Genomic DNA, 24,613 nt, shown 5'->3' with positions numbered 1-24,613 from the left:
GACGGCGATGCGCAACCCCTTCCAGGCTCTCGGTCCCCAAGCTCTCGGTCCCCAGGATCGCGCGCTCCTGTGGAGCCGCCTGCGCAGACCGGTCCGCACCTTCCTGGCGCTCCTGGCCCTGCTCGCCGTGAACGTGACGCTCGGGGCAACGCGGCCCTTCGCCCAGGCCTGGATCGTCGAACTCGCGGTGGTCGCCGTGATGGCGGCGATCATCATCCTGGTGTCGATGGAGGTCCGCCACGAGGCGCCCCTCGTCCGGCTCTTCGCCGGGGTCGGCTTCTTCTGGGCCGCGATCCTGTTCGGGATGACGCTGACCGATTACCTCGCGCGCTGAGGCGCGCCATCGGAGGAGATCGCGCCCCTATGACAAAGGCGGGGCTCGCGCCCCGCCTTTGTCAGCTCAGGTGTTGCGCGGCCCTCAATAGGCCGGGCCGCCCGAGGTGGTGCCGTAATTGGCGGTCGGCTTGTTGTTCTGCTCGGCGTTGCCGGCCTTGGCCGAGTCGTCGGCGCGGCGGCCGAGCGAGCCGGTGGTCACGTCATCGAAGGCGCCGACGACGCGGCTGCCGGGCGCGGCGGCGGCGGGGATGCCGGCCGGGGCGTTGTAGCTCTGCGCGAGGGCGGATGTGGCGGGGGCGCCGAGGGTCAGGACGAGGGCGACGGCGGCGGAAGCAAGACGGGTGTTCATAGCGCTAGTATCCAGATGTACAGGTCCGGTCTCCGTCAAACGATCCTGGATCAAGCTCAGGATGTCCGGGGGCCGTTCTTCTTGGTACGGTCTCGATATAGGCCGGGCTTTTCGAGGACGGCGTGCGCTGCAGCACCCGTTGCATGTGCCAGGCGCATTTCTGCCTTCGGTCTTGCCGTTCTTCATGCGCCTGACGCATCACGCGTCGGAGTGGGCGTCCGAGTGAGCGTCGATGTAGTGGCGCAGGGCGCTGGCGGCATTGAGCATGTGAGCGCGCATGCGCCGGGCCGCCGCCTCGCCGTCGCCCTCCGCGATCGCCGCCAGGATCGCTCCGTGCTCCTCGCGCGAGCCGCGGATGCGGTCGCCATGGCGCAGCTGCGTCCGGCGGAAGCCCGACAGGCGGGTGCGGAGCGCCAACGCCTGCTCCTTCAGGAAGCCGTTATGCGTCGCGCCGTAGAGCGCCTCGTGGAAGCTGCGGTTCAGGCTGTCGTAGGCGTCGACATCGCCGGCCGCCACCATGGCACCGGAGAGCGCGTGCAGGTCCATCAGGTGGCTCCGCTCCAGCGGCGTCATCCGGTAGGTGGCGAGCCGCACGCACATCGCCTCGAACTCGGCGGTGGTCTCGAACATGTCCATGATCCGCTCGGGCGTCATGCGCGTGACCACGACGCCCCGGCGGGGGCGCAACTCGACCAGCCCGTTGAACGCGAGCTGCCGAAGCGCCTCTCGCACGGGGGTGCGCGACGCGCCGAAGCGGTCGGCGAGATCCTGCTCGTCGAGGGCGGTGCCGGCAGCCAGACGACCGGCCGCGATCTCGTCGATGAGCGCGTTGCGGATCTGGTCCGACAGGAGGCCGCGTTCCGTTCCGTGTTCGTCCATCGGGTCGCCTCGCGGAGACCGGGCAGTGCCCGGCTGCGTATACGGAGGAAGCGCTATAGCACGTCAGATGACGTCACGGAGTCGTTTTCCCCTGGTTCGGGATATCGATGGCCGAAATTCGCGTTATCATGTATACGAAGCGGGTCAGAGTCCGGGAGCCGATCCGATGAGCCAGTGGCAGAAGGAGCGCGACATCCGCGAGGCGCGCCTGGAACGGGCGCGGCCGCACGCGGATGGCAAGGTCGTGCCGGCGTCCCGGGTCGTCGACCTCCTCGAGGCGATCCTCCAGCCGGGCGACCGGGTCTGCCTGGAGGGCGACAACCAGAAGCAGGCCGATTGCCTCGCCCGCGGCCTGTCCGCCTGCGATCCGGCCCGCGTCCACGACCTGCACATGGTGCAGTCCGGCATCGTGCTGCCCGAGCATCTCGACGTTTTCGAACAGGGGATCGCGAAGCGGCTCGACTATTCGTATTCCGGCCCCCAGGGCGCCCGCATCGCCAAGATGCTGTATGGCGGCCAGATCGAACTCGGGGCGGTGCACACCTACCTCGAACTGTTCGCGCGCTACTTCGTCGACCTCACGCCGAACGTGGCCCTGATCGCGGGCGTTTCGGCCGACCGGGACGGCAACCTCTATACCGGCCCCAACACCGAGGACACGCCCACCGTGGTGGAGGCGACCGCCTTCAAGAACGGCGTGGTGGTGGCGCAGGTGAACGACATCGTCGACCGGGTGCCGCGCGTCGACATCCCGGGTGATCGGGTCGACTTCGTGGTCGAGGCCGACACGCCGTTCTACGTCGAGCCGCTCTTCACCCGCGACCCGGCGGCGGTGACCGAGACGCAGATCCTGATGGCCATGATGGCGATCAAGGGCATCTATGCCGCGTACGGCATCCGCCGCCTCAACCACGGCATCGGCTTCGGCACGGCGGCCATCGAATTGCTGCTGCCCACCTACGGCGAACGCCTCGGCCTGAAGGGTCGGATCGCGACCCACTGGGCGCTCAACCCGCATCCGAGCCTGATCCCGGCCATCGAATCCGGCTGGGTGAAGCAGATCCACTGCTTCGGGTCCGAAGTGGGCATGGACAATTACATCCGCGCCCGGCCGGACGTGTTCTTCACCGGCTCCGACGGCTCCCTCCGGTCGAACCGCGCCTTCTGCCAGACGGCGGGGCTCTATGCCTGCGACCTCTTCATCGGCTCGACCCTGCAGATCGATCTCCAGGGCCATTCCTCTACCGTGACCACCAACCGGGTGGCGGGCTTCGGCGGTGCGCCGAACATGGGCTCGGACCCGCACGGCCGGCGCCATCCCTCCGACACCTGGATGAAGGCGGGCCGCGAGGCCGGCGGCACCGGTGATCCGGCCCTGCGGCGCGGACGCAAGCTCGTGGTGCAACTCGTCGAAACCTTCGGCGACAAGCTGGTGCCGGCCTTCGTGGAGCGTCTCGACGCCCTGGAACTGGCCAGAAAGCTCAACCTCGAGCTCGCCCCCGTGATGGTCTACGCCGACGATGTCACCCACATCGTCACCGAGGAGGGCATCGCCAACCTGCTGCTGTGCCGGACCCTCGACGAGCGCGAGCAGGCGATCCGCGGGGTCGCCGGCTACACCGATGTGGGCCGGGGCCGCGATCACGCGATGGTCGAGGCGTTGCGCGCGCGAAAGATCATCCAGCGGCCGGAAGACCTCGGCATCGAGCCCCTCGACGCCGACCGCTCGCTGCTCGCGGCGCGCTCGATCAAGGACCTCGTGCACTGGTCGGGCGGGCTCTACGAACCCCCGGCCAAGTTCCGGAACTGGTGAGGAGGGTTCGCCGATGGAGAAACTGAGCTTCCGCCATGCCACCCGTACGGCGCTCCCCGGCACCCGGGCCAGCGCGATCACCGGGGTCGTCGCCTCCGGCAACCTCGAAGTGCTGCTGGAGCGCAATCTCGCGCCCGATGCCTGCTGCGTCGAGATCGACACCGCGATCGCCGGTTACGGGGCGGTCTGGGCCGCCGTGGTGGCGGATTTCGTGGCGCGCCGGCAGCCCGGCGGGCTCACCATCACCATCAACGACGGGGGCGCGCGCCCCGACACCGTGTCCCTGCGCCTCGCCCAGGGCGCGCGCCTGATGGAGATGCCGTGATGGATTTCAAACCCGTCTCTCTCTCCACCTCTCCGCTCGACCAGAGCTGGTACGAGGCCAGCGCCCGCGCCCGCTTCACGGGTCTCCTCGACGCGGACACGTTCCAGGAATTCATCGGCCCCGAGCAGCGGATGATGAGCCCGCACCTGCCGCTGTTCGACCTGCCGCGCGCCTTCGACGACGGGATGATCGTCGGGCGCGGCCTGCTTGAAGAGCGACCCGTGCTGGTCGCCGCCCAGGAGGGCCGCTTCATGGGAGGCGCCTTCGGCGAGATCCACGGCGCCAAGCTCGTCGGCCTGCTGCGGGCGGCGCTGGCCGTGAAGCCGGCCGCCGTGCTGATCCTGTTCGACACCGGCGGCGTGCGCCTGCAGGAAGCCAATGCCGGCGAGACCGCCATCGCGGAGATCATGCGGGCGATCACGCAGGTCCGCACCGCCGGCATCCCGGTGATCGGGCTGATCGGCGGCCGGGCCGGCTGCTACGGTGGCGGCGGGCTCATCGCCGGCACCTGCGCGCGCCTCGTCATCTCCGAGGGCGGGCGCCTCAGCGTCTCCGGTCCCGAGGTGATCGAGACCAACCGGGGGGCGGAGGAATTCGATTCCCGCGACCGGGCGCTGGTGTGGCGCACCATGGGCGGCAAGCACCGGCGCCTCATCGGCGCCGCCGACGCCTTCGTCGACGACACCATCGGGGCGTTCCGCAAGGCCGTCCTGGCGGCGATCCCGGCAGCCCCCTCCTTCGACCTCGCCACGCTCGAAGCCGAGCAGGCCCGCCTGGAAGCCCGCCTCGACCGCTTCGGTGATGCCCGGGACGCCACCGAGATCTGGGGCGGCCTCGGCATCGCCGACCCCGCCGCCGTGCCGGGCCTGACCACCGAGGGCTTCGACGCCCTGCTCGCCCGCCTGCCGGAGGAGCCGCACCATGCCCGATAAGATGGCCCTCGAGGCGATCCTCGCCGCGCTCTTTCCCGCGGGCCACGCCGTCACGGTGTCGGACGGTCTGATCACCGGGGATGGTCCTCTCGGGGCCGGCCGAATCGCCGTGGTCGGCATCGACGGGAACACGGCCCTCGGGATCGAGGGCGCCTGCCACCTGGCGGGGCGCGTCCTCGACGTGGTGCGGGCCGGCGGCGAGACGCCGATCCTCGTCCTGATCGATTCCGACAGCCAGCGCATGAGCCGGCGCGACGAACTGCTCGGCCTCAACGAGTATCTCGCCCATCTGGCCAAGGCGCTGCTGCTGGCCGACGCGCAAGGCCATCCGACCATCGGCCTGCTCTACGGCCACAGCGCGGCCGGCGCCTTCATCGCCACCGCGCTCGCCACCCGCGTGCTCGTGGCCCTGCCCGGCGCCCATCCGAGCGTGATGGATCTGCCCTCGGTGGCCCGCGTCACCAAGCTGCCCCTGGAGAAGCTGGAAGAGATGGCTCGCGCTACGCCGGTCTTCGCCCCCGGCCTCGACAACATGGTCCAGACCGGTGCCGTGCAGGCGGTTCTCGATCCCACACGGCCCCTCGGTCCCCAGGTCGCCGCGCTGATCGCGCAGGGGGCTGCAGCCGACATCCGCGATACCCGCGACGCCCTCGGTCGTGAGCGGGGCGGCCGTCCGCTGGCCCACGACATCGCCGCCCGGGTGGTGCGCGAGGCGCAGGGTGCGTGATCCTGTGTCGCCCCTGTCGCCTCTGTCGCCCCTCGCGCGCCACGACCTTCTCACCGTGACGCCCGGCGCCTGGAGCCGAGTGCTGGCGGGACGGCCGGACCTCGCGGAGATTCCCCATCTCGCCGGCTGGGCGGAACGCGGCTGGCCCGTCATCGCCCGGCGCCGCGGGCCCGGCGAGGATGCCGGCCTCGTCGCCGCCGGCCTGCCGCTGCCGCCCGCCCTCGGCAAGCGCCGCATCGGCCTCGCCCTCGATCCGGGCTCCGTCACGCCCCGCCCAGGCCTGACCCTGACCGAGGCCGGCGGGGCCGCCCCCGCCGCCTGGCACCCGACCATCGCGGCCCTCGTCGCGCACGGGGCGGCCCATGGCTGCGTGCCGCGCGTGTTCGGCGGCCTGCTCTGGCAGGCGCTGACCGGCCTGCCCTATCTCTCGGACACCTCGGACCTCGACCTGCTCTGGCCCGACTCCCTCGATCGCGCCTTCCTCGCCCACGCCTCCCTCGATCGCGCCTTCCTCGGCGGTCTGGCGCGCATCGCGGGACCGGCGCCGATGCGCCTCGACGGCGAGATCTGTCTACCGGACGGTTTCGCCGTGAACTGGCGCGAACTGCACGCGGCCGGACCCGACGAGGCGGTCCTCGTCAAGGGCCTGCTGCGCCTGGAGCTTCGGCCCGTCGCGGCACTCCGCGCCGCCCTGTCCCCGGCAGCTTGAGCGATGCCGTCCGCCTCCGCATCTGCGGTCCAGGGAGCTGCCATCCCGTCCGCGGTGCCCGACCCGGCGCGACCCCGCGGCCTGTCGCGGCGGATCGCCCGCCTCGCCACCGCATGCCTGCACCGCGAGCTCGCCACCTATCCCAAGCCCGGCCTCGTCAGCCACGTGGACAGCGGCAGCCATTCCGACATGGACGCGGGCCGCTTCCGGGCGAGTGCCGATGCCCTGGAGCCCTTCTTCGCGGAGCTCGCCGAGGCCGGCGCGGCGGGGGCCGAGATGGCGCATCTGCGCCGGATCGGCCTCGCGGCGGAAGCGGCGATGCGGGCGGCCACCGGGGGCGTGAACACCCACCGGGGCGCCATTTTCGGCCTCGGCCTCCTCAGTGCCGCGGCCGGCGCCTCAGGGATGCGCCCGGCGGCCGGGAGCCTCGGCGCCCATGTCCGCGCGCGCCACGCGGACGCGATCCTCGACGGCCCCGAACTGCTGCACGCGCCGGGCGCGCGGGCGCGGCGCCGACACGGCGTCGGGGGCGCGCCGGCCGAGGCGGCGGCCGGGTTCCCGAGCCTCTACGGCACCGGGCTGCCGGCCCTGCGCCGGGCCCGCGCTCTTCGCCCCGATGCGCCCGAGGCCGCGCGGGTGGAGGCCTGCCTCGCCCTCGTCGCCTGCCTGGAGGACACCAACCTGCTGCATCGCGGCGGCCCCGAAGGGTATGCCTTCGCGCGGGCGGAAGCCGCCCGCTTCATCGCCGCGGGCGGTATCGCGCCGGACGACTGGTTTTCGCGGGCGGAGGCGCTGCACCGGACTTTCGTCACCCGCCGCCTCAGCCCCGGCGGGGCCGCCGACCTTCTCGCCATGACCCTGTTCGTCGACGCCTGGGAGCGACCATGATCGTCGCGCCGTCATGACCCTCGCGATCCTGCTGTCCGGCCAGGGCGGCCAGCATTCGGGAATGTTCGACCTCACCGCCGATCGGCCGGAGGCGCAAGGCATCTTCGCGGCGGCGACCCCGCTCCTCGGCCAGGACCCGCGCGACCTCGTGCGCACGGGCGCGGACCTCCACGCCAACCGCACCGGGCAGATCCTGTGCTGCGTCGCCGGCCTCGCCGCCTGGACCCTGGTGCAAGCCGCCCAAGCCTCGCAAGCCGCGAGACCCGCGCGCGTCGTGGTGGCCGGCTACAGCATCGGTGATCTCGCGGCCTTCGGCTGCGCCGGCCTGTTCGCGCCCGAGACGGTGCTGGACCTCGCCGCCGCCCGCGCCGAGGCGATGGATGCGGTGGCGGGTCCGGATTCCGGCCGCGGCATTCCTTACGGCCTCGCGGGCCTGCGCGGCCTGCCCGCCGAGCGGTGTTTCGCGATGGCGGGGGAGCATGGGTGCCACCCGGCGATCCGCAACGCCGTCGACAGCGTGGTGGTGGGCGGTCCCGTCGAGGCCCTCGACAGGCTCTGCGCGGCCGCGCTCGCAGCCGGCGCCGCGCGGGCGGTGCGCCTGCCCGTCCATATCCCCTCCCACACGCCGCTCCTGGCCGAGGCCTCGGCCCGCTTCGCCGAACGGCTGGCCGAAGCGCCCCTGGCGACGCCCCCGCGTCCGGCCCCGCGCCTCCTCAGCGGCCTCGACGGGGCGGCGGTGTTCCGGCCGGAGGTGGGCTTGGCCAAGCTCGCCGCGCAGCTCTCGCAGACCCTGGACTGGGCCGCCTGCCTGGAGAGCATCGGCGAGTTCGGCGCGGACCACGTTCTCGAGCTCGGTCCCGGCCACGCCCTCGCCACCATGGCCCGGGCGGCCCTGCCCGACGCGCGGGTTCATGCATTGGAGGATTTTCGGAGGTCCGCCGGTGTGATTCAATGGATCGAGGACGGGGCCTGAACCCCGACGGAGTGAAACGCACACGATGCAGTATCGCAATCTCGGCCGTTCGGGCCTCAAGGTCTCGCCGCTCTGTCTCGGCACCATGATGTTCGGCGGCCCCACCGACGAGGCCACCGCCGGCCGCATCATCGACAGCGCCCGGAGCGCCGGGATCAACTTTCTCGACACGGCGGACGTCTACAACGAGGGCCGCTCCGAGGAGGTGGTGGGCCGGGCGATCGCCCGGGACCGCGAGGCCTGGGTGCTGGCCACCAAGGTCGCCAACCCGATGGGGCCGGGCGTCAACGACCGGGGCCTGTCCCGCGCCCACGTGCTGCGCGCCGCCGAGGCCAGCCTCCGGCGGCTCGGCACCGACGTCATCGACATCTACTACCTCCACAAGGAGGACCACACGACGCCCTTGGCTGAGACCATCGGCGCCATCGCGCAGCTCGTGCGCCAGGGCAAGATCCGCTACTTCGGCGTCTCGAACTACCGGGCTTGGCGCGTCGCCGAGATCTGCCGCCTGTGCGACGATCTCGGCATCGACCGTCCGGTGGTGAGCCAGCCCTACTACAACGCCCTGAACCGGATGCCGGAGACCGAGCACCTGCCGGCCTGCGCCCATTACGGCCTCGGCGTGGTGCCGTACTCGCCGCTCGCCCGCGGCGTGCTGACCGCGAAGTACGATCCCGATGCCCCGCCCCCCGAAGGCACCCGCGCGGGGCGCCAGGACACCCGCATGATGCAGACGGAATGGCGCCCGGAATCCCTGGTGATCGCCCGCACGTTCCAGGCCCACGCGGCCGCGCGCGGGCTGACGGCGGGGCAGTTCGCGGTGAACTGGGTGCTGGCCAACCGCACCGTCACCTCGGTCATCGCCGGGCCGCGCACGGAGGCGCAGTGGGACGAGTATCTGGGCGCTCTCGGCTACACCTTCACGGACGAGGACGAGGCGCTGGTCGACGCCCACGTCGTCACCGGCCACCCCTCGACCCCGGGCTACAACGATCCGGCCTATCCGATCGAGGGGCGCGTGCGGGGGTAAAACGCCATTGTGCGGGGGAAGGGAGGCGCGTTCAGCCTGTTTACCCCCGCGTCTCGGCCAGGTGCAACTCCACCAGCGCGTCGAAGCTGGCGTCACCCTTGAAGCCCAGTTCCAGGGCGCGGCGGGTATCGAAGGCCTCCGGCCAGGTCTCCACGATCGCCTGGATGGCCGGATTCGGTTCACGCCGGATCAGCGCCACCGCCGGATCACCGCCCACGCGGCGCAGGGCCTCGATCTCGTCGGCCACCGTCGCCGAGATCCCCGGCATGGTCAGGCTGCGGCGCAGGCCGAGGGGACCAAGGTCGATGCGGGCGGCGTGCAGAAGGTATTCGGTGGCCGAGCGTGGACTGGCGAACCAGTGGCGCACGCTGTCGGGCACCGGCAGGATCGCCTCCTGGCCGGCCAGCGGCTCGCGGATGATCCCGGAGAAGAACCCGGAGGCCGCCTTGTTCGGCTTGCCCGGCCGTACGCAGATGGTGGGCAGGCGCAAGCCGATGCCGTCGAGGAAGCCGCGCCGGGTGTAATCGGCGAGCAGCAACTCGCCCATTGCCTTCTGGGTGCCGTAGGAGGTGGCCGGCGTCAGGATCATGTCGTCCGGGATCACGCCCGGAAGCGGCGGCCCGAACACCGCCAGCGACGAGGTGAAGACCACGCGGGGCCGGTAGCCCTCCGCCCCGTGGGCCTGCCGGATCGCGTCGAGAAGCAGGCGCGTGGCGTCGAGATTGACCCGGTAGCCCTTCTCCAGGTCGGCCTCCGCCTCGCCCGACACGATCGCCGCGAGGTGGAAGATCACGTCCGGCCGGCCCGCGATGGCGGCCTCCGCCGCGCCCGGGATCGCGAGGTCGGCGGCGGCCGTGGCGACAGGGCCGGTGAAGCCCGTCGGCGGCGTCGGCTCCACCACGTCCACCAGGGTGAGGGCGCGGGCATCGCCCTGCGCGGCGAGGGCGTCGGTGAGGCGTCGGCCGATCATGCCGGCGGCGCCGAGGATCAGAGCGTGCATGGGGCGTCCTTTCGGGCTCAGCGCATCAGGTCGAGGGCGCGGGAGAAGAAGTCGCGGCCGCCGAAATTGCCGGACTTGAGAGCGAGCAGCATGGGATCGCCGAGGCCGGCTGCCCCTTGCCCCATCGTCCGGAGCACCGGCACCCCGGCGGCGATCTCGGGACCGAGACGGAAGGCCTTCAGCCCGAGCGTGTCGACGACCGCGCCGGAGGTCTCGCCGCCCGCCACCACGAGGCGGCGCACACCGCGCGCCACCAGGTCCCCGGCGATGCGGGCCAAAGCGGCCTCGATGGCATGGCCGACCCGGTCGCCACCGTGGCGGGCCTGGAGAGCGCGCACGGTCTCGGGCTCGGCGCTGCTGGCGATGAGGACGGGGCCGGCGCCGACATGCTCGCCGGCCCAGGCCACGGCGGCCTCGATCTCGGCCTCACCCGCGGCGAGCAGGCGCTCGGGGTCGAGGCGCCGCACCGGCATCACGGCTTGCGCCGCCGCGATCTGTCCGAGCGTCGCCTGCGAGCAGCTTCCGGCGAGGCAGGCGGCCAGGCCCCCAACGGGCGCGCCGAGATCCGAGGCGCTGTCCGGCGCCGCCGCCCGGCCGGCCGCCACGAGCGCGCGGGCGAGGCCGAGGCCGAGGCCCGAGGCGCCCACCGAGATGCGATGGCCGAGCGCCGCCACCCCGAGGATTTCGAGATCGGTCTCCCTCACGGCGTCCGCGATGGCCGCGCCCACGCCCTCGGCGGCGAGCGCGTCGAGGCGCGCGGCGACGGCGTCCGGCCCCTTCGCCACAGTGGCGAAATCCACGAGGCCCACGGGCGCCGCGCTCTGGCGGGCCAGCACCCGCACGAGGTTGGCGTCGCGCATCGGGTTGAGGGGATGGTCCTTGAGCGGGCTCTCGTTCAGCGGCACGGCGCCGACGAACAGGTTGCCCTGGTAGACGGTGCGTCCGGTCTCCGGGAAGGCGGGCGTGACGAGGGCGATGGCCTCGCCCGCATCGCCCCGCAGGGCGTCCAGGACGGGACCGATATTGCCCTGATCGGTCGAATCGAAGGTCGAGCAGATCTTGAACAGGACGTGGGCGGCGCCCCGGCCACGCAGCCAGGCCACGGCCGCGCGGGAGCGCGCCACCGCGTCCGCAGCCGGGATGGAGCGGCTCTTGAGGGCCACCACCACGGCATCGACCCCGGCCAGATCGAGGTCGTCGGCCGGGATGCCGATGGTCTGCACGGTGCGCAGGCCGGCCTGGGTCAGCGTGTTGGCGAGGTCCGAGGCGCCGGTATAGTCGTCGGCCACCGATCCGAGGGCGAGGCTCATCGGGTGGCCTCCCGGATTTGCGCCTGCTGTCCCTGCGACGCGCGGTAGGGCTCGAACCAGCCGAGGCCCTCCCCTGTGCCGCCGGCCGGGTTGTACTCGCAGCCGACGAAGCCCGCATAGCCGAGGCGGTCGAGCTCGGCGAAGAGGAAGGCGTCGTTCATCTCGCCGGTGCCGGGCTCGTGCCGGGTGGGCACGCTCGCGGTCTGGACGTGCCCGACCATCGGCATCAGGGTCCGCAGGCGGGTGGTCACGTCCCCGTGCAGGATCTGGCAATGGTAGAGGTCGAACTGCAGCTTCAGGTTCGGCAGGGCGAGGTCCTCGATCAGGCGGGCGGCCATGGCGAAGTCGTTGAGGAAGTAGCCCGGCATGTTGCGGGCGTTGATCGGCTCGAGCACGAGGTCGAGCCCTTCGCGACCCACCCGCTCGGCGGTCCAGGCCACGGCCCGGCGATAGGCCGCCTGCGCCGCCGGATCCTGCGCATCCGCCATGCCGGCCATGAGGTGGAGCCGGGCCACGCCGGTGGCCTTCGCGTAAGTCAGGCCGGTCTCGACGCCCGCCTGCACCTCCGCGAACCGGTCCGGCAGGGCGGCGAGGCCGCGCTCGCCCGCCGCCCAATCGCCCGGCGGCAGGTTGAACAGGGCCTGGGTAAGGCCGTACTGCGCCAAGCGCTCGGCGATGGCCTCGGGCGGATGGTCGTAGGGGAACAGGAATTCGACGGCGGTGAAGCCCGCTTCCCGGGCCGCCGCGAAGCGGTCGAGGAAGGGGCGTTCGGTGAACATCAGGGTGAGGTTGGCGGCAAAACGCGGCATCGGCTGTTCTCCCTTCAGGCCTTGGGCGACGGCAGGGTGACGCCGGCCACCTGGGCGTAGAGGCGGGCCACCGAGGCGTCGTCGTCCCGGCCCATGCCGGAGCCCGACGCCATCAGGAACATCTGCAGGGCGGCGGCCGCCACCGGCACGGGGTACTTTTCCGCCCGCGCCATGTCCTGCACGATGCCCAGATCCTTGACGAAGATGTCGACCGCGCTTCTCGGGCTGTAATCGCCGTCGATCACGTGCGGCATGCGGTTCTCGAACATCCAGGAATTGCCGGCTGAGGCCGTGATCACCTCGTAGACCTTGCGCAGGTCGAGCCCCTGCTTGGCGGCAAAGCTCATGGCCTCGCTGGCGGCCGCGATGTGCACGCCCGCGAGCAGCTGGTTGATCATCTTGAAGGCGGCCCCCTGCCCGGCCGCGTCGCCGAGCGCGTAGAGCTTGCCGGCCATCGCCTCCAGGGCCGGTCGGGCGGCATCGAAGGCCGCCGTGCTGCCGGAGGCCAGGAAGGTGAGTTCGCCGTCCGCCGCCCGGACCGCGCCGCCGCTCATCGGGGCGTCGAGATAGTGCCGTCCGGTCTCCTCCAGCCGGGCCGCGAGGCGCCGGGCGATGGCCGGGTCCATGGTGGCGGAGGAGACGAACACGGCGCCCTCGGGCATGGTCTCGGCAGCCCCGTCCGGCCCGAACAGCACCGCTTCGGTCTGGGCGGCGTTGACCACGACGCAGACCACCACGTCGGCGCCCGCCGCCGCCGCCGCCGGGTTCGCCGCCGCCTGTCCCCCGCTCTCGGCGAAGCGCGCGACCGCTTCCGCGTTCACGTCGCAGGCGGTGACCTGGAAGCCGGCCCGGAGGAGCGAACCGGCCATGCCGGCGCCCATGGAGCCGAGGCCGATCACGGCTACGCGGCGGTTCTGGGTGTTCGTGCTCATGGAGGGACCTGTCGGATGGAATTTCGAAATCAGGGGAAGGCGGATCGAACGGATGCTCCTGCCACTCACCCCGTCATCCCGGGTTCTGCTGCGCAGCCCCGGAATCACGGTGTGGGTTTCGGATCCGTCCGGCTCAGCGATTGACCACGTGCTTCGGGGTGACGAACACGCAGACCGCGCCGATCACCAGCATCACGGCGAGCGCGTACATGCCGGCGGCGGTGCTGCCGGTGGAATCGCGCAGGGCCCCGATCACGTAGGGGCTGGCGAAGCCCGCGAGGTTGCCCACCGAGTTGATCAGCGCGATGCCGGCCGCCGCACCCGCGCCGCTGAGAAAGGCGGTGGGCAGGGACCAGAACAGCGGCGCGCAGGTGAGCACGCCGCCGGCCGCCACGGCCAGCGCCGCGATGGCCACGACCGTGCTGCCGGTGCTGGCCGCGACCACGAAGCCGACCGCGCCGCAGAGGGCCGGGACGATGAGGTGCCAGCGCCGCTCGCGCATCCGGTCGGCGCTGCGGCCGAGCAGGATCATGACGAAGACCGCGAACAGGAACGGGATCGCGCTGACGAGACCGATGTTGAGGTTGCCCTGGATGCCGGACGCCTTGACGATGGTGGGCATCCAGAAGGTCAGGCCGTACTGACCGGTGACGAAGGCGAAGTAGATCAGGCTCATGAACCAGATCCGGCCGTTGCGGAACACGGTGGCGATGGAATGCGGGCTCTGTTCCTTGCCGGCGCCGTCGGCGGCGATGTCGCGCTCGATGACCTGCTTCTCGGCGGCGTTCAGCCACTTGGCTTCCGAGGGGCGGTTGTCGAGATAGAAGAACACGGCGAGACCCACCAGCACCGCCGGCACCGCCTCGATCAGGAACATCCACTGCCAGCCGGACAGGCCGTGCGTGCCGTTGAACGTGTCCATGATCCAGCCGGAGAGCGGGTTGCCGAAGATGCCCGAGACCGGGATCGCCGACATGAACACCGCGATCACCCGGGCGCGGCGATGAGCCGGGAACCAGGTCGTCGTGTAGAGGATCACGCCCGGATAGAAGCCGGCCTCCGCGAGGCCGAGCAGGAAGCGCATGAGGTAGAACGAGGTCGCGGAGTTCACGAACATGAACCCGGCCGAGATGATGCCCCAGGTGATCATGATGCGGGCGATCCAGACCCGGGCGCCGACCCGGTGCAGGATGACGTTCGAGGGCACCTCGAACAGGAAGTAGCCGATGAAGAACAGGCCGGCGCCGAGGCCGTAGACCGTCTCGCTGAAGCCCAGCTCCTGGGACATCTGCAGCTTGGCGAAGCCCACGTTCACGCGGTCGAGATAGGCGACCACGTAGCAGAGCATCAGGAACGGCACGAGCCGCCAGAATACCTTCGTGTAGGTCTGCTCGACGAAATCCGACGAGGGCGCGCCGGCGCCGCGCGCGGATGCGCCCGGCATGGTCGAAGCCTTCGCCGTTGAAGCTTGCACGGTCATGTTTCCTCCTGCGGGCGCCCGCTTTGCGGATCACCGTTCTGGCGTTGCAGAATTTTATCGGTGCGCGACTCCTGTTGGCAGCGCTTGCATCTTGGATAACAGTGATTGGCAGCGCTGCCAATCTGATTGTTGCGGGTCGCTAACCTTGCTATGGCTCTGCCGTCCCTGCCCCGAGGATGAAGGTCGCCGATGAACGTGCATGAGCCCGAGCGCCGGCTCGTGACCCTGGCCGACGTCGCCCGCGCGGTCGGGGTCGGCGAGAGCACGGTCTCCCGCGTCCTGCGCAACCAGGGCTCGTTCTCGAAGCGCACCCAGGATCGGGTCGCGGAGGCGGTGGCGCGCCTCGGCTACGTGCCGAACCGCCTGGCCGGCATGCTGGCGGGCTCCGGTACCACGGCGGGCGCCAAGCTGGTCGGCATCATCATCCCGTCGCTCACCAACATCGTGTTCCCGGATCTCCTGCGCGGCGCCAACGCCGCCCTCGACCGCGACGGTTTCCAGAGCGTGATCGGGGTCTCGGACTACGACCCGAGCCGCGAGGAGGCGCTGATCGGCGCCCTGCTCTCCTGGCGCCCGGCCGGTCTCATCGTCACCGGCCTGGAGCACACGCCCGGTGCGGTCGCGCGCCTGCGGGCGAGCGGCATCCGTGTCGTCGAGATGATCGATACCGACGGCACCGGCCTCGACATCGTGGTGGGGTTCTCGAACCGGGCGGTGGGTTGCGACAGCGCCCGGCACCTGCTCGACCGGGGCTACCGCCGCATCGGCTATGTCGGGCACGACATCACGCGGGACCTGCGCGCGGCCAAGCGGTTGGCGGGGTTCTGCGAGACGCTGGTCCAGGCCGGCCATCCCCTGGTGGAGCGCGCGATCGCGTCGGGCCCCTCCTCGGCGGCGGCCGGGCGGGAGGCCCTGGGACAACTCCTCGCCCGCCGGCCCGACCTCGACGCGGTCTACTTCTCCAACGACGACATGGCGCTCGGCGGCTACTTCCACTGCCTCGCCGAAGGCATCGCGGTGCCGGGGCGCCTCGCCCTGTTCGGTTTCAACGCCCTCGACATCGCCGCGGCGATGCCCCGGCCCCTCGCCACCATCCGCACCCCGCGCCTGGAGATCGGCGCGATGGCGGCCGAGCGCCTCGGAGCGGACGGCCCGCCGGAGGTGATCGATCTCGGCTATGAACTGATCCCCGGCGCCACCGCCTGAGATCGCCCCTCACGATCAAGGAACGCCATGAGCGAGAGAACATCGAGCGAGAGAACATCGAGCGAGACTACACCGAGCGAGTCCCGGCTTCGCGAACAGATCTGCCGGTTCGGCCGCTCGCTGTTCGAGCGCGGCCTGACGCCGGGCTCGTCGGGCAACATCTCGCTCCGCCTCGACGACGGCGGCTGGCTGGTGACGCCCACCAACGCCTCGCTGGGCTTCCTCGATCCGGCCACGATCTCGCGCCTGGACGCGACGGGCGCCCTGGTCTCGGGACACGCGCCCACGAAGGAGATTCCGCTTCACGCGGCGCTCTACGACAGCCGCACGGAGGCGCGCGCCATCGTCCACCTGCACTCGACCCACGCGGTCGCGGTTTCGATGCTGCCGGAGATCGACCCGAAGGCGGTGCTGCCCCCGCTGACGCCCTATTACCTGATGCGGGCCGGCGCCACGGCCCTGGTGCCGTATTACCGACCCGGCGACCCGGCGGTGGCGGACGCGATCCGGGGGCTCGCCGGCCGCTACGCCTCGGTGCTGCTGGCCAATCACGGCCCGGTGGTGGCCGGCACCACCCTGGAGAACGCGGTCTTCGCCACCGAGGAGCTGGAGGAGACGGCCAAGCTCTACCTCCTCCTGCGCAACCTCAATCCGCGCCACCTCAGCCCAGGGCAGGTCCAGGATCTCGTCAGCCATTTCGGCCTGACCCTGCCGGAGCCGGACGGGCACGACCACGGGCATTGAGACCGCGACCGGCGTCGATTCAGGCTGCCACCTCGATCTGCGCCCCCGGCAGGGCGGCCGCGATCTCGGCGGCGATGCCGACCGAGGCGATGTTCTTGGATTTCGCCTCAATCTCGAAATCGGCCCAGGCCATGTGGCGGGCCACCAGGGCGTTGACAGCCCGGTTCCACATCATGTCCGAATGGGCGGCGAGGTCGCGCCAGTTGTGGCCGGCCTCCGTCAGCGCGGCGAAATCTGGCAGGGCGTCGGGTGCGTGGCCCTCCAGCAGGCTCTCGCGCGAGACGCTGATATGCGCCACGGGGCGCACCCCGCGCCAGGATTCGCGCACGCGCATCACGCGCGGGTCGTCGGGCTCGATATACGCGCCCCGGCTCTCGACCCAGTGATGGTGCAGGTCGAGCACCACCGGAACGACGTCGGCGAGGCCCAGCACCGTGTCGAGCCCGAAGACGTTCTCGTCGTTCTCGACCGTAAGGAGGTCGCGCGCCGTCTGCGAGAGCTTGGGCAGGCTGGCCCGGAAGCCGGCGATGCCGGGGTCGCGGGCGCCCACATGGATGTTGATGTGGGCCCCCTGCGGATGCCAGCCCTGGCCGTAGCCGAGCATCGCCATGAGTTCGGCGTGGTGCTCGAGTTCCTCGATGCCGTTGCGCTCGGCATTCGGGTTCTGCGAGGCGATGACGCAGAACGGCCCCGGATGGAAACTCAGGCGCACCGCCCCGTCCCGCGCGATGGCGCCGATCCGGGCGAGGCCGTCCTCGACGAGGCGGCGCATCTCGGGTTCGGCGTAGATGTCCTGCGCCACCGCGTGGGTGTAGCCGGGCAGGACGTTGCTGGCGATCCGCAGCAGGCGCTCGATCACGGGCCGGGCGGCGACCCAGGCCACCTGCCGCTCCAGGGCGCCGAGGTTGTGGCGCACCAGACCCTCGAGCTTCGCCCGCCGCGCGGCGGGCGCCAGCGTCTTCAGATGCGCCATGGTGGCGTGGGTGAGATTCATCTGCAGGGTCGCCTCGCGGGCGGCCTTCAGGGTCTTGAAGCTCTCGGGCGGGGCCTCGAGGATGAACTTGCAGCAGAAGCCGAGGCGGGGTGTTGAATCGGTCATGGGGCGATAACGCGGCGGAACGCCATTGGTGCACGGCCGGAACCCCCGGCCGGCCCAGGCGCGTTGCCCCGGCGCCGAACCCTTGTGCAGGGTGGTCTGGTGCAAGCGTAACGTGCCGGCTCCCACGCCGGCCCCGGAGCCCCGATGGACGCCAAACTCGCTGATCAGGTCCGGCACGCGGCCGACCTCGCCCGCAGGCTGACCCTGGCCTACCCGAAGGGGTCGCGCCGCGACGACTTTCCCTTCGCGGTCGTGGCCGCCTTCGACGCCGACATCCGCGGGCGCGTCGAACGCGATCGCCGGATCGAGGACGAGCGCGACCGGGTGCTCATCGCCGCCGTCAACTTCGCCGAGACGCCGCCCGACGACGAGCCCAAGGCCGTCGAGCCGGCGCGCCGCGCCCTCGTCGCGGCGATCGACTACCTCGAACAGGCGACCCTGCGCTTCGGGATCGTCAATCGCGAGGGCGCGCGGCTCGGCTACGGCGAGGCCGGTCAGCGGCTCACGGCGGGCGGCTGACGCCATCTTCCCCGCCGCCCAATTCGTGATGACGGATCCTGCGACCCAGGCGCCGGTCCGCGCGTTACACACCTCCGCCGGCGCACACCCGGCGCTCCGTTCGATCAGCGTGGTCTTCTTCCGATGCGTCGCCTGTTTCCCGTCTTCATCGCCGCCGTCGCTCTCCTGGCAGGGGTGATCCTGTTCACCTTCGTCAAGCACGGCGACACCGCCCACACCCAGCCGGTGCCGGAAGCCGGCGCGAGCGCCCGCTGATGCCGCGCTGGCTGCCGCTCGCGGGCGCCGCATTGCTCGCCATCCTGGTGGTGATCGGCCTCGGCCTGTGGAAGTTCGAGCGGTTGCAGGAGGCGCGCATCGAGAGTGGCGGCCGCCCGGCCATTCCCGCCTGCGCACCCGACCGGGTCGGCGATACGGGGCTCGCCGCCAATTGTCCGGGAACCGCCTTCCCGCCCGCCAAGGCGCCGTAGGACCCGCGTCGCACGGCGGGGACCGCGTTCAGGGCCGGCAGGCCCGCAGGAAGAAATCCAGCGAGCGCTTCAACGTCTCGCGCTTGACGTGGGTCATGCCCGGCCGCTCCAGGCCGAGTTCCGTCCGGTCGACGAATCCCCGGATGGTCAGCCCCAGGAAGGCGTCCGCCGCGTGCCGGACATCCTCCACGGCGATCTCGCCGGACCGGACCCCCTCCTCCAGGCAGCGCTCGACCAGGGGCACCACGCGTGCCAATCCGAAATCATGGAGCGCGCGGGCGAATTCCGGGAAGCGCGCAGCCTCGGCCACCATCACCCGCCGGAACGCGATGCAGTCGGGGGTCAGGACCGTCTCGAGGATGGCGAGGGCAATGCGGTGGAGCCGCTCCTCCAGGGAGCCCGCCTCGGCCGCCACCCGCTCGATGGAGGGCACGTTCTCCTCGATGAAGCGCACGCAGACGGCTTCGAAAAGATCGACCTTGGAGGTGAAGCGCGTGTAGATCGTCTTCTTCGACAGGCCGGCGGAACCCGCGATCGCGTCGATGCTCGCCGCTTCGAAGCCCTCGTTGAGGAACACCGCCTTGGCTGCGGCCAGGACGCGCAGCAGGACGTCGCCCTCGGTCCCGCGCGGCGGGCGGCCGAGGCGCCGGACCGGCGACGGCGTCACGTCCCTCTGAGTCACGGCGCGGTGTCCTCCCCCGGGGAAACGATGCCAGCCCTGCCCGGCGAACACCAGGGCGGCGGCACCAACGCCATGTGGACCCGGTTCCGCCATGTTGATCCGGCTCGCCCCTCCTGCCGTTTCAGAAGAACGCCTGCAGCCCCGTCTGCGCCCGGCCGAGGATGAGCGCGTGGACGTCGTGCGTGCCTTCGTAGGTGTTCACCGTCTCGAGGTTCTGGGCGTGGCGCATCACATGGTACGCGCCCATGATGCCGTTGCCGCCGTGCATGTCGCGGGCGACCCGGGCGATGTCGAGGGCCTTGCCGCAATTGTTGCGCTTGATCAGCGAGATCATCTCGGGCGCCATCCGCCCCGCGTCGAACAGGCGCCCGACCCGCAGTGCGGCCTGGAGGCCGAGGGCGATCTCGGTCTGCATGTCGGCGAGCTTCTTCTGAACGAGCTGGGTCTGGGCGAGCGGCCGGCCGAATTGCTGGCGCTCCAGGGTGTAGGACCGCGCCCGGTGCCAGCAATCCTCCGCCGCCCCCATGGCGCCCCAGGCGATGCCGTAGCGTGCCCGGTTGAGGCAGCCGAACGGCCCCTTCAGGCCCGAGACGTTGGGCAGAAGCGCGTCCTCCCCCACCTCGACATCCGCCATCACGATCTCCCCCGTGGTGGAGGCGCGGAGCGAAAGCTTGCCCTTCAGGGTCGGGGCCGAGAGACCCGGCATGCCCTTCTCCAGGATGAAGCCCCGGATCGCGCCCTCATGCGCCTCGGACTTGGCCCAGACCACGAACACGTCGGCGAAGGGCGCGTTCGAGATCCACATCTTGGCTCCCGATAGGCGATAGCCCCCGTCGGTCTTCACGGCCTTCGTCTTCATGCCGGCCGGGTCCGAGCCGGCATCGGGCTCGGTCAGGCCGAAGCAGCCGATCCACTCGCCGGCGGCGAGCTTGGGCAGGAACTTGCGGCGCTGGTCGTCCGAGCCGTAGGCGTGGATCGGGTACATCACCAGCGAGGATTGCACGCTCATCATCGAGCGGTAGCCGGAATCCACCGCCTCGACGGCGCGAGCGACGAGGCCGTAGGCGACGTACGTGGCGCCGGCGCCGCCGTATTCCTCCGGCAGGGTCACGCCCAGCAGCCCGCGCGCGCCCATCTTGGCGAAGAGTTCGGGGTTGGGGGTCTCGTGGGCGTAGGCCTCGACGATGCCGGGCAGGAGTTCCTCCTGCGCGAAGGACCGGGCCGCCTCGTGGATGGCGCGCTCGTCCTCGGTGAGCTGGTCGTCCATCAGGAAGGGATCGTCCCAGGCGAAGCCGGCGGAAGCGGGGGCTGTCGGCGCGGCTGAGCCGGGCGGGCGCGTCGGAGCGTTCATCGGCGTTCCTCGAATTGTCTGTTCCGGCGATCCTATCAGGCCGCGCCGGAGAGGCCACCCGCGCGGCGCCGGAGTGGAACGGGGCGAATTCCTGGTAGACAGGCACCGCGCCGGAGGGCGTCGTGCCGGGCGGCGCAGGGATGGGAGAACACGTATGGGCGAGACGACGGCGCAGGACGGCGGCCCACAGCCCCCATCGCCGGCCCTGCCGCTGACCGGCATCCGCGTGCTCGATCTCTCGCGCGTGCTCGCCGGCCCCTGGTGCGCCATGTGCCTGGGCGATCTCGGGGCCGAAGTGATCAAGGTCGAGCACCCGGAGCGGGGCGACGACACCCGCGACTGGGGCCTGCGCACGGGCGCCACCAACACCTCGTATTTCGACAGCGCCAACCGCAACAAGCGCTCGATCACCCTCGACCTCGCCACCCCGGAGGGGCTGGCGACCGCGCGCGATCTCGCCCGGTCCAGCGACGTGGTGGTGCAGAATTTCAAGACCGGCGGCGCCGATCGCCTCGGCCTCGGCTACGCGGACCTCAGCGCCGAGAACCCGCGCCTGATCTACTGCTCGATCTCCGGCTACGCCTCGGACGGCCCCGAGGCGACGCGGCCGGGCTACGACATCGTGGTGCAGGGCGAGGCCGGCCTGATGGCGCTGAACGGCGAGGCCGACCGGCCCCCCCTGAAGTTCGGCCTCGCGGCGGTCGACCTCTTCACCGGGCAATACGCGACCCAGGGGGTGCTCGCCGCCCTGTTCGAGCGCGAGCGCACCGGGCTCGGGCGCCACGTCGAACTGGCCCTGTTCGATTGCGGCGTGGCGCTCACCGCCTATTGCGGCCTGGAGGCGATGGTGCGGGGGCACGATCCCGTCCGTGCCGGCAACGCCCATCCGTCGATCGCGCCCTACGGCGTGTTCGAGACCGGGGACGGCCCGATCGTCCTGGCGGTGGGCAACAACGGCCAGTACCGCCGCCTGTGCGAGCAGGTGCTGGAGCGTCCCGACCTCGCCTCCGATCCGCGCTTTTCCACCAACCTGGAGCGCTCGCGCAACCGGTCGCAGTTCCTGCCGGCGCTCGAGGCCGAACTCGCCCGCTGGACCCGGGCCGATCTCGTCGCCCGGCTGGACGCGGCGGGTATTCCCTGCGGCGAGGTGCTGGGTCTGCACGAGGCCCTGACCTCCGATCGGGCGCGGGCCGGTACCCTCGTGCTGCCCCAGGGCGGCGACGCCCATCCGGGCGCCCACGTCCTCGCCCCGCCCTATCGCCTCGACGGGGAGCGCCTGCCCGTCCGCCTGATGCCGCCGGCCCTCGGGGCGTCGAGCGCCGAGATCCGAGCGGAATCCGACGCGCGGCGCGTGGGAGAGATCCGGGCGGAGCCGGTGGACGGAAAACCGTAGCGCGACCCGAGGGCGATCCCTCGAACCCGCAGGCGTCTTCAAACCGGCAGCAGCGTGAACCCGAGGCTCCGGCCCGCGAAGCGCGCCGTGATCCGGCCCGGCCCCGCCAGGTCGAACGGCACCGAGAGTGTGCCGGTGGAGACGATGCTGCCGGCGGGAAGAGTCATGCCGCGCTCGCGCGCCACGGCCATCAGGTCGGTGAGCGCGGCGAGCGGGTCGGTCACGTCGTCGCCCGTGACGGCGCGGACCCGCTCGGTCCCGTCGACCTCGACCACGAGGCTGCGCGCCACCTCGGCGAGGTCGGCCGCCGGAATCGCCGGGCCGAGCACCAGGGCCTGGAAGGCGGAATTGTCGGCGGCGAAGCTCGGCCAGCCGACGGCGCGGCGATCGAAGAACCGGGACAGCACGAGTTCGAACGCCGCGCAGGTCTCGCCGACGATGTCGGCCGCCGGGACCACGGGAGCGTCCGGGGCGACATCGCGGGCGATCCGGTACGCGATCTCGAACTCGATCGTGACCGCGCCGGCATGCGGCATCCGGAGCGCGGCGCCGTCGGCGTGAAGGTGATCCTTCAGCACCCGGCCCGCGATGGAGCGGCCGACGCCGGAACTGCGCTTGCCCTTGTGACTGCCGATGGCGAGCTTCCAGCCGACGGATTCCGCGCCGAGGGCGGCCAGGAGCCGATCCTGGACGTCGTAGCCCTCCGCCATCGTGCGCGGGCGGACGGCCTCCGGCAATTCGACGAAGGGCCGCCCGTCGCGATAGGCATCCCGCAGCAGCTCCGCGGCGGGCCGGGGATCGAAGGTATCGGAATCGAACGTATCGGGCATGGCGGACCTTGCTGTCGGGCGGAGCGGAGCGCGACCGATCCCCTCCCGGATTCTCTACCGGATTCCTGCGCCCGAATGCGCCTCTTTCCTCAGCGCGCCCTGTCCGGAGAAGGCTCGGCCCGCAGGAAATCGAAGTCGCAGCCTTCGTCCGCCTGCAGCACCGTCTCGTAGAACAGGTGCAAGTAGCCGCGCCTGGCCCAATCCGGTCTGACGGGCGGTCCGAGCGCGATCCGGCGCCGCTCCAGCTCCGCATCGTCGACCAGCACGTCGATGCGCCGGCCCGCGGTGTCGAGGCGGATGAGGTCGCCGGTCCGGACGAGGCCGAGGGGGCCGCCAACGGCCGATTCCGGCGTGATGTGGAGGACGATGGTGCCGAAGGCGGTTCCGCTCATGCGCGCATCGGAGATCCGCACCATGTCCTTGATCCCGCGCGCCAGGATCTGTTTCGGAATCGGCAGGTAGCCCGCCTCGGGCATGCCGGGGGCGCCCTTCGGTCCGCCGTTCTGGAGGACGAGGACGTCGTCCGGTCCGACGTCGAGGTCGGGATCGTCGATCCGGGTGGTCATGTCGGCGATCGAGGTGAACACCACCGCCCGGCCGGTGTGCTGAAGCAGGGCGGGGCTTGCGGCGCTGTGCTTGATCAGGGCGCCGCGTGGGGCGAGATTGCCGCGCAGGACCGCCATGGCGCCGACCGGCTTGATCGGGTCTCCGGCGGAGCGGATCACGGTCTGGCCCGGCACGTCCTCAGCCTGCGCCACCACGTCCCGCAAGGTGCCGCCCGCCACGGTGCGGGCGTCGCGATCGATCAGCGATCCCAGGTTCCGGAGCAGGGTCGGCAGGCCGCCCGCATGGTGGAAATGCTCCATGTAGTGCTGGCCCGAGGGCTTGAGGTCGACCAGCACGGGCACGGCCCGGCCGATTGCGTCGAAGGCGTCGAGATCGATGCCGTGCGGCGTCCGATTGGCGATGGCGGTCAGGTGGATCAGGCCGTTGGTCGACCCGCCGATCGCCTGCATCACCACCTGGGCGTTGCGGAAGGCGGCCGGTGTCAGGAGTTCGCTCGGCCGCGGGCCGCCCGAGACCGCCATCTCGGCGGCGCGGCGACCGCTCGCCTCGGCGATGCGGATGCGCTCGGCATGGGGCGCCGGCACGGTGGCGCTCATCGGCAGCGACAGGCCGAGCGCTTCCGTGACGCAGGCCATGGTGCTGGCCGTGCCCATCACCATGCAGGTACCGACGGAGGGGGCGAGGCGGCTGTTGACCCGCTCGATCTCCTCGGCATCGATCGCGCCGGCCCGATGAGCGCTCCAGAGCCGGCGGCAATCGGTGCAGGCGCCGAGCACCTCGCCCTTGTGGTGGCCCACCACCATCGGGCCGACCGGGATGACCACGGTGGGCAGGTCGACGCTCGCCGCCGCCATGATCTGCGCCGGCAGAGTCTTGTCGCAGCCGCCGATGACGAGGACCGCGTCCATCGGCTGGGCCTGCAGCATCTCCTCGGTGTCCATGGCCATCAGGTTGCGCAGGACCATCGAGGTCGGGTGGGCGAAGCACTCGTGGATCGAGATCGTCGGGAACACCATCGGCAGGCCGCCGGCCAGCATCACCCCGCGCTTGGCCGCCTCGATCAGGGCGGGGGCGTTGCCGTGGCAGGGGTTGTAGTCGCTCGCCGTGTTGGTGATGCCGACGATGGGCCGGTCGAGGGCATCGTCCGAGTAGCCCGCCGCCTTGATGAAGGCCTTGCGCAGGAACAGGGAGAAGCCCGCGTCGCCGTAGCTGGTGAGGCCCTTGCGCAGACCTTTGCTCATGATGCGTGTCCCGTTCCGGATG

General features: G+C 71.4%; 27 protein-coding genes. 15 read left to right on the top strand and 12 right to left on the bottom strand.

Annotated elements, in window-relative coordinates; translation table 11 throughout:
• The first annotated feature begins 7 nt into the window (after positions 1 to 7).
• On the top strand, positions 8 to 334 hold the full coding sequence (locus tag ASF60_RS23230) for an oxidase (protein ID WP_056190682.1): 327 nt from the start codon (positions 8 to 10) through the stop codon (positions 332 to 334).
• An 84-nt stretch (positions 335 to 418) separates the two neighbouring features.
• Here the strand turns inward: ASF60_RS23230 and ASF60_RS23225 are convergent, their stop codons facing one another.
• Complete coding sequence (locus tag ASF60_RS23225; RefSeq protein ID WP_056190679.1) at positions 419 to 685, bottom strand: hypothetical protein; 267 nt, start codon at positions 683 to 685, stop codon at positions 419 to 421.
• A 198-nt stretch (positions 686 to 883) separates the two neighbouring features.
• Complete coding sequence (locus tag ASF60_RS23220; RefSeq protein WP_056190676.1) at positions 884 to 1,564, bottom strand: GntR family transcriptional regulator; 681 nt, start codon at positions 1,562 to 1,564, stop codon at positions 884 to 886.
• Between the two features lie 166 nt (positions 1,565 to 1,730).
• Between ASF60_RS23220 and mdcA the strand changes: the two genes are divergently transcribed.
• The 8 genes from mdcA to ASF60_RS23180 are packed head-to-tail and all read left to right on the top strand — an operon-like array spanning position 1,731 to position 8,961.
• Positions 1,731 to 3,377 carry a malonate decarboxylase subunit alpha gene (gene mdcA / locus ASF60_RS23215; RefSeq protein WP_056190673.1) on the top strand — a complete coding sequence of 549 codons (1,647 nt, stop codon included), beginning with the start codon at positions 1,731 to 1,733 and terminating at the stop codon, positions 3,375 to 3,377.
• 13 nt (positions 3,378 to 3,390) lie between these two features.
• Positions 3,391 to 3,702, top strand: coding sequence for a malonate decarboxylase acyl carrier protein (mdcC, locus tag ASF60_RS23210; RefSeq protein ID WP_056190670.1), 312 nt, complete (start codon positions 3,391 to 3,393; stop codon positions 3,700 to 3,702).
• Entirely contained in the window at positions 3,702 to 4,634 is a 933-nt protein-coding gene (locus tag ASF60_RS23205; protein WP_056190668.1) for a biotin-independent malonate decarboxylase subunit beta, read from the top strand. Before mdcC ends, ASF60_RS23205 begins: the two co-directional genes overlap by 1 nt.
• Position 4,635: 1 nt before the next feature.
• On the top strand, positions 4,636 to 5,361 hold the full coding sequence (gene mdcE, locus ASF60_RS23200) for a biotin-independent malonate decarboxylase subunit gamma (RefSeq protein ID WP_056190666.1): 726 nt from the start codon (positions 4,636 to 4,638) through the stop codon (positions 5,359 to 5,361).
• Positions 5,354 to 6,070 (top strand): malonate decarboxylase holo-[acyl-carrier-protein] synthase, encoded by a 717-nt coding sequence (mdcG, locus tag ASF60_RS23195; protein WP_244478550.1) that lies wholly within the window; start codon positions 5,354 to 5,356, stop codon positions 6,068 to 6,070. The genes mdcE and mdcG overlap by 8 nt, the downstream gene beginning before the upstream one ends.
• A gap of 3 nt (positions 6,071 to 6,073) precedes the next feature.
• Complete coding sequence (gene mdcB / locus ASF60_RS23190) at positions 6,074 to 6,958, top strand: triphosphoribosyl-dephospho-CoA synthase MdcB (protein WP_082508160.1); 885 nt, start codon at positions 6,074 to 6,076, stop codon at positions 6,956 to 6,958.
• 13 nt (positions 6,959 to 6,971) lie between these two features.
• Complete coding sequence (locus ASF60_RS23185; RefSeq protein ID WP_056190664.1) at positions 6,972 to 7,931, top strand: acyltransferase domain-containing protein; 960 nt, start codon at positions 6,972 to 6,974, stop codon at positions 7,929 to 7,931.
• Between the two features lie 25 nt (positions 7,932 to 7,956).
• On the top strand, positions 7,957 to 8,961 hold the full coding sequence (locus ASF60_RS23180) for an aldo/keto reductase (protein WP_056190662.1): 1,005 nt from the start codon (positions 7,957 to 7,959) through the stop codon (positions 8,959 to 8,961).
• 40 nt (positions 8,962 to 9,001) lie between these two features.
• On the opposite strand, the gene denD is transcribed toward ASF60_RS23180, so the two are convergent.
• The 5 genes from denD to ASF60_RS23155 all read right to left on the bottom strand — a co-directional run bounded on the left by denD (position 9,002) and on the right by ASF60_RS23155 (position 14,456).
• Positions 9,002 to 9,961, bottom strand: coding sequence for a D-erythronate dehydrogenase (gene denD / locus ASF60_RS23175; RefSeq protein ID WP_056190660.1), 960 nt, complete (start codon positions 9,959 to 9,961; stop codon positions 9,002 to 9,004).
• A 17-nt stretch (positions 9,962 to 9,978) separates the two neighbouring features.
• Positions 9,979 to 11,271, bottom strand: a complete 1,293-nt coding sequence (gene otnK, locus ASF60_RS23170) for a 3-oxo-tetronate kinase (protein ID WP_056190658.1) — start codon at positions 11,269 to 11,271, stop codon at positions 9,979 to 9,981.
• Positions 11,268 to 12,080 carry a 2-oxo-tetronate isomerase gene (gene otnI / locus ASF60_RS23165; RefSeq protein ID WP_056190656.1) on the bottom strand — a complete coding sequence of 271 codons (813 nt, stop codon included), beginning with the start codon at positions 12,078 to 12,080 and terminating at the stop codon, positions 11,268 to 11,270. The genes otnK and otnI overlap by 4 nt, the downstream gene beginning before the upstream one ends.
• A gap of 14 nt (positions 12,081 to 12,094) precedes the next feature.
• Positions 12,095 to 13,012, bottom strand: coding sequence for an L-threonate dehydrogenase (gene ltnD / locus ASF60_RS23160; protein WP_056190653.1), 918 nt, complete (start codon positions 13,010 to 13,012; stop codon positions 12,095 to 12,097).
• A gap of 133 nt (positions 13,013 to 13,145) precedes the next feature.
• Positions 13,146 to 14,456, bottom strand: a complete 1,311-nt coding sequence (locus ASF60_RS23155) for an MFS transporter (protein WP_056190729.1) — start codon at positions 14,454 to 14,456, stop codon at positions 13,146 to 13,148.
• Positions 14,457 to 14,681: 225 nt separating this feature from the next.
• Between ASF60_RS23155 and ASF60_RS23150 the strand changes: the two genes are divergently transcribed.
• Positions 14,682 to 15,698, top strand: coding sequence for a LacI family DNA-binding transcriptional regulator (locus ASF60_RS23150; protein ID WP_056190652.1), 1,017 nt, complete (start codon positions 14,682 to 14,684; stop codon positions 15,696 to 15,698).
• A 27-nt stretch (positions 15,699 to 15,725) separates the two neighbouring features.
• A complete protein-coding gene (gene otnC / locus ASF60_RS23145) occupies positions 15,726 to 16,442 on the top strand; it encodes a 3-oxo-tetronate 4-phosphate decarboxylase (protein ID WP_056190650.1) in 717 nt (238 codons plus the stop codon).
• Between the two features lie 19 nt (positions 16,443 to 16,461).
• Here otnC and ASF60_RS23140 read toward each other — a convergent pair whose 3' ends face one another.
• Positions 16,462 to 17,541 (bottom strand): UV damage endonuclease UvsE, encoded by a 1,080-nt coding sequence (locus ASF60_RS23140; protein ID WP_056190726.1) that lies wholly within the window; start codon positions 17,539 to 17,541, stop codon positions 16,462 to 16,464.
• A 144-nt stretch (positions 17,542 to 17,685) separates the two neighbouring features.
• Here ASF60_RS23140 and ASF60_RS23135 point away from each other — a divergent pair, with 144 nt between their 5' ends.
• The 3 genes from ASF60_RS23135 (at position 17,686) to ASF60_RS23130 (ending at position 18,527) form a co-directional block, all read left to right on the top strand.
• The gene (locus ASF60_RS23135; protein WP_056190648.1) at positions 17,686 to 18,060 is read left to right on the top strand and encodes a hypothetical protein; all 375 of its coding nucleotides are present in this window, start codon (positions 17,686 to 17,688) and stop codon (positions 18,058 to 18,060) included.
• A gap of 123 nt (positions 18,061 to 18,183) precedes the next feature.
• Complete coding sequence (locus tag ASF60_RS26065) at positions 18,184 to 18,315, top strand: hypothetical protein (protein WP_274533606.1); 132 nt, start codon at positions 18,184 to 18,186, stop codon at positions 18,313 to 18,315.
• The gene (locus ASF60_RS23130) at positions 18,315 to 18,527 is read left to right on the top strand and encodes a hypothetical protein (protein WP_056190646.1); all 213 of its coding nucleotides are present in this window, start codon (positions 18,315 to 18,317) and stop codon (positions 18,525 to 18,527) included. The genes ASF60_RS26065 and ASF60_RS23130 overlap by 1 nt, the downstream gene beginning before the upstream one ends.
• A gap of 28 nt (positions 18,528 to 18,555) precedes the next feature.
• Here the strand turns inward: ASF60_RS23130 and ASF60_RS23125 are convergent, their stop codons facing one another.
• Both ASF60_RS23125 and ASF60_RS23120 read right to left on the bottom strand, forming a co-directional pair.
• On the bottom strand, positions 18,556 to 19,209 hold the full coding sequence (locus tag ASF60_RS23125; RefSeq protein ID WP_162241346.1) for a TetR/AcrR family transcriptional regulator: 654 nt from the start codon (positions 19,207 to 19,209) through the stop codon (positions 18,556 to 18,558).
• Between the two features lie 121 nt (positions 19,210 to 19,330).
• Complete coding sequence (locus tag ASF60_RS23120) at positions 19,331 to 20,560, bottom strand: acyl-CoA dehydrogenase (protein WP_056190642.1); 1,230 nt, start codon at positions 20,558 to 20,560, stop codon at positions 19,331 to 19,333.
• 154 nt (positions 20,561 to 20,714) lie between these two features.
• On the opposite strand from ASF60_RS23120, the gene ASF60_RS23115 reads away from it, so the two are divergent.
• The gene (locus ASF60_RS23115) at positions 20,715 to 21,953 is read left to right on the top strand and encodes a CaiB/BaiF CoA transferase family protein (protein ID WP_056190640.1); all 1,239 of its coding nucleotides are present in this window, start codon (positions 20,715 to 20,717) and stop codon (positions 21,951 to 21,953) included.
• Between the two features lie 38 nt (positions 21,954 to 21,991).
• Here the strand turns inward: ASF60_RS23115 and ASF60_RS23110 are convergent, their stop codons facing one another.
• On the bottom strand, positions 21,992 to 22,783 hold the full coding sequence (locus ASF60_RS23110) for a 2-keto-4-pentenoate hydratase (protein ID WP_056190638.1): 792 nt from the start codon (positions 22,781 to 22,783) through the stop codon (positions 21,992 to 21,994).
• An 89-nt stretch (positions 22,784 to 22,872) separates the two neighbouring features.
• Complete coding sequence (locus ASF60_RS23105) at positions 22,873 to 24,591, bottom strand: IlvD/Edd family dehydratase (RefSeq protein WP_056190636.1); 1,719 nt, start codon at positions 24,589 to 24,591, stop codon at positions 22,873 to 22,875.
• Positions 24,592 to 24,613 lie beyond the last annotated feature (22 nt).

The organism is Methylobacterium sp. Leaf113, assembly GCF_001423325.1.
Lineage (GTDB): Bacteria > Pseudomonadota > Alphaproteobacteria > Rhizobiales > Beijerinckiaceae > Methylobacterium.
The sequence above is the reverse complement of the archived record's forward strand: the minus strand, read 5'-3'. Positions and strand labels throughout refer to the sequence as shown.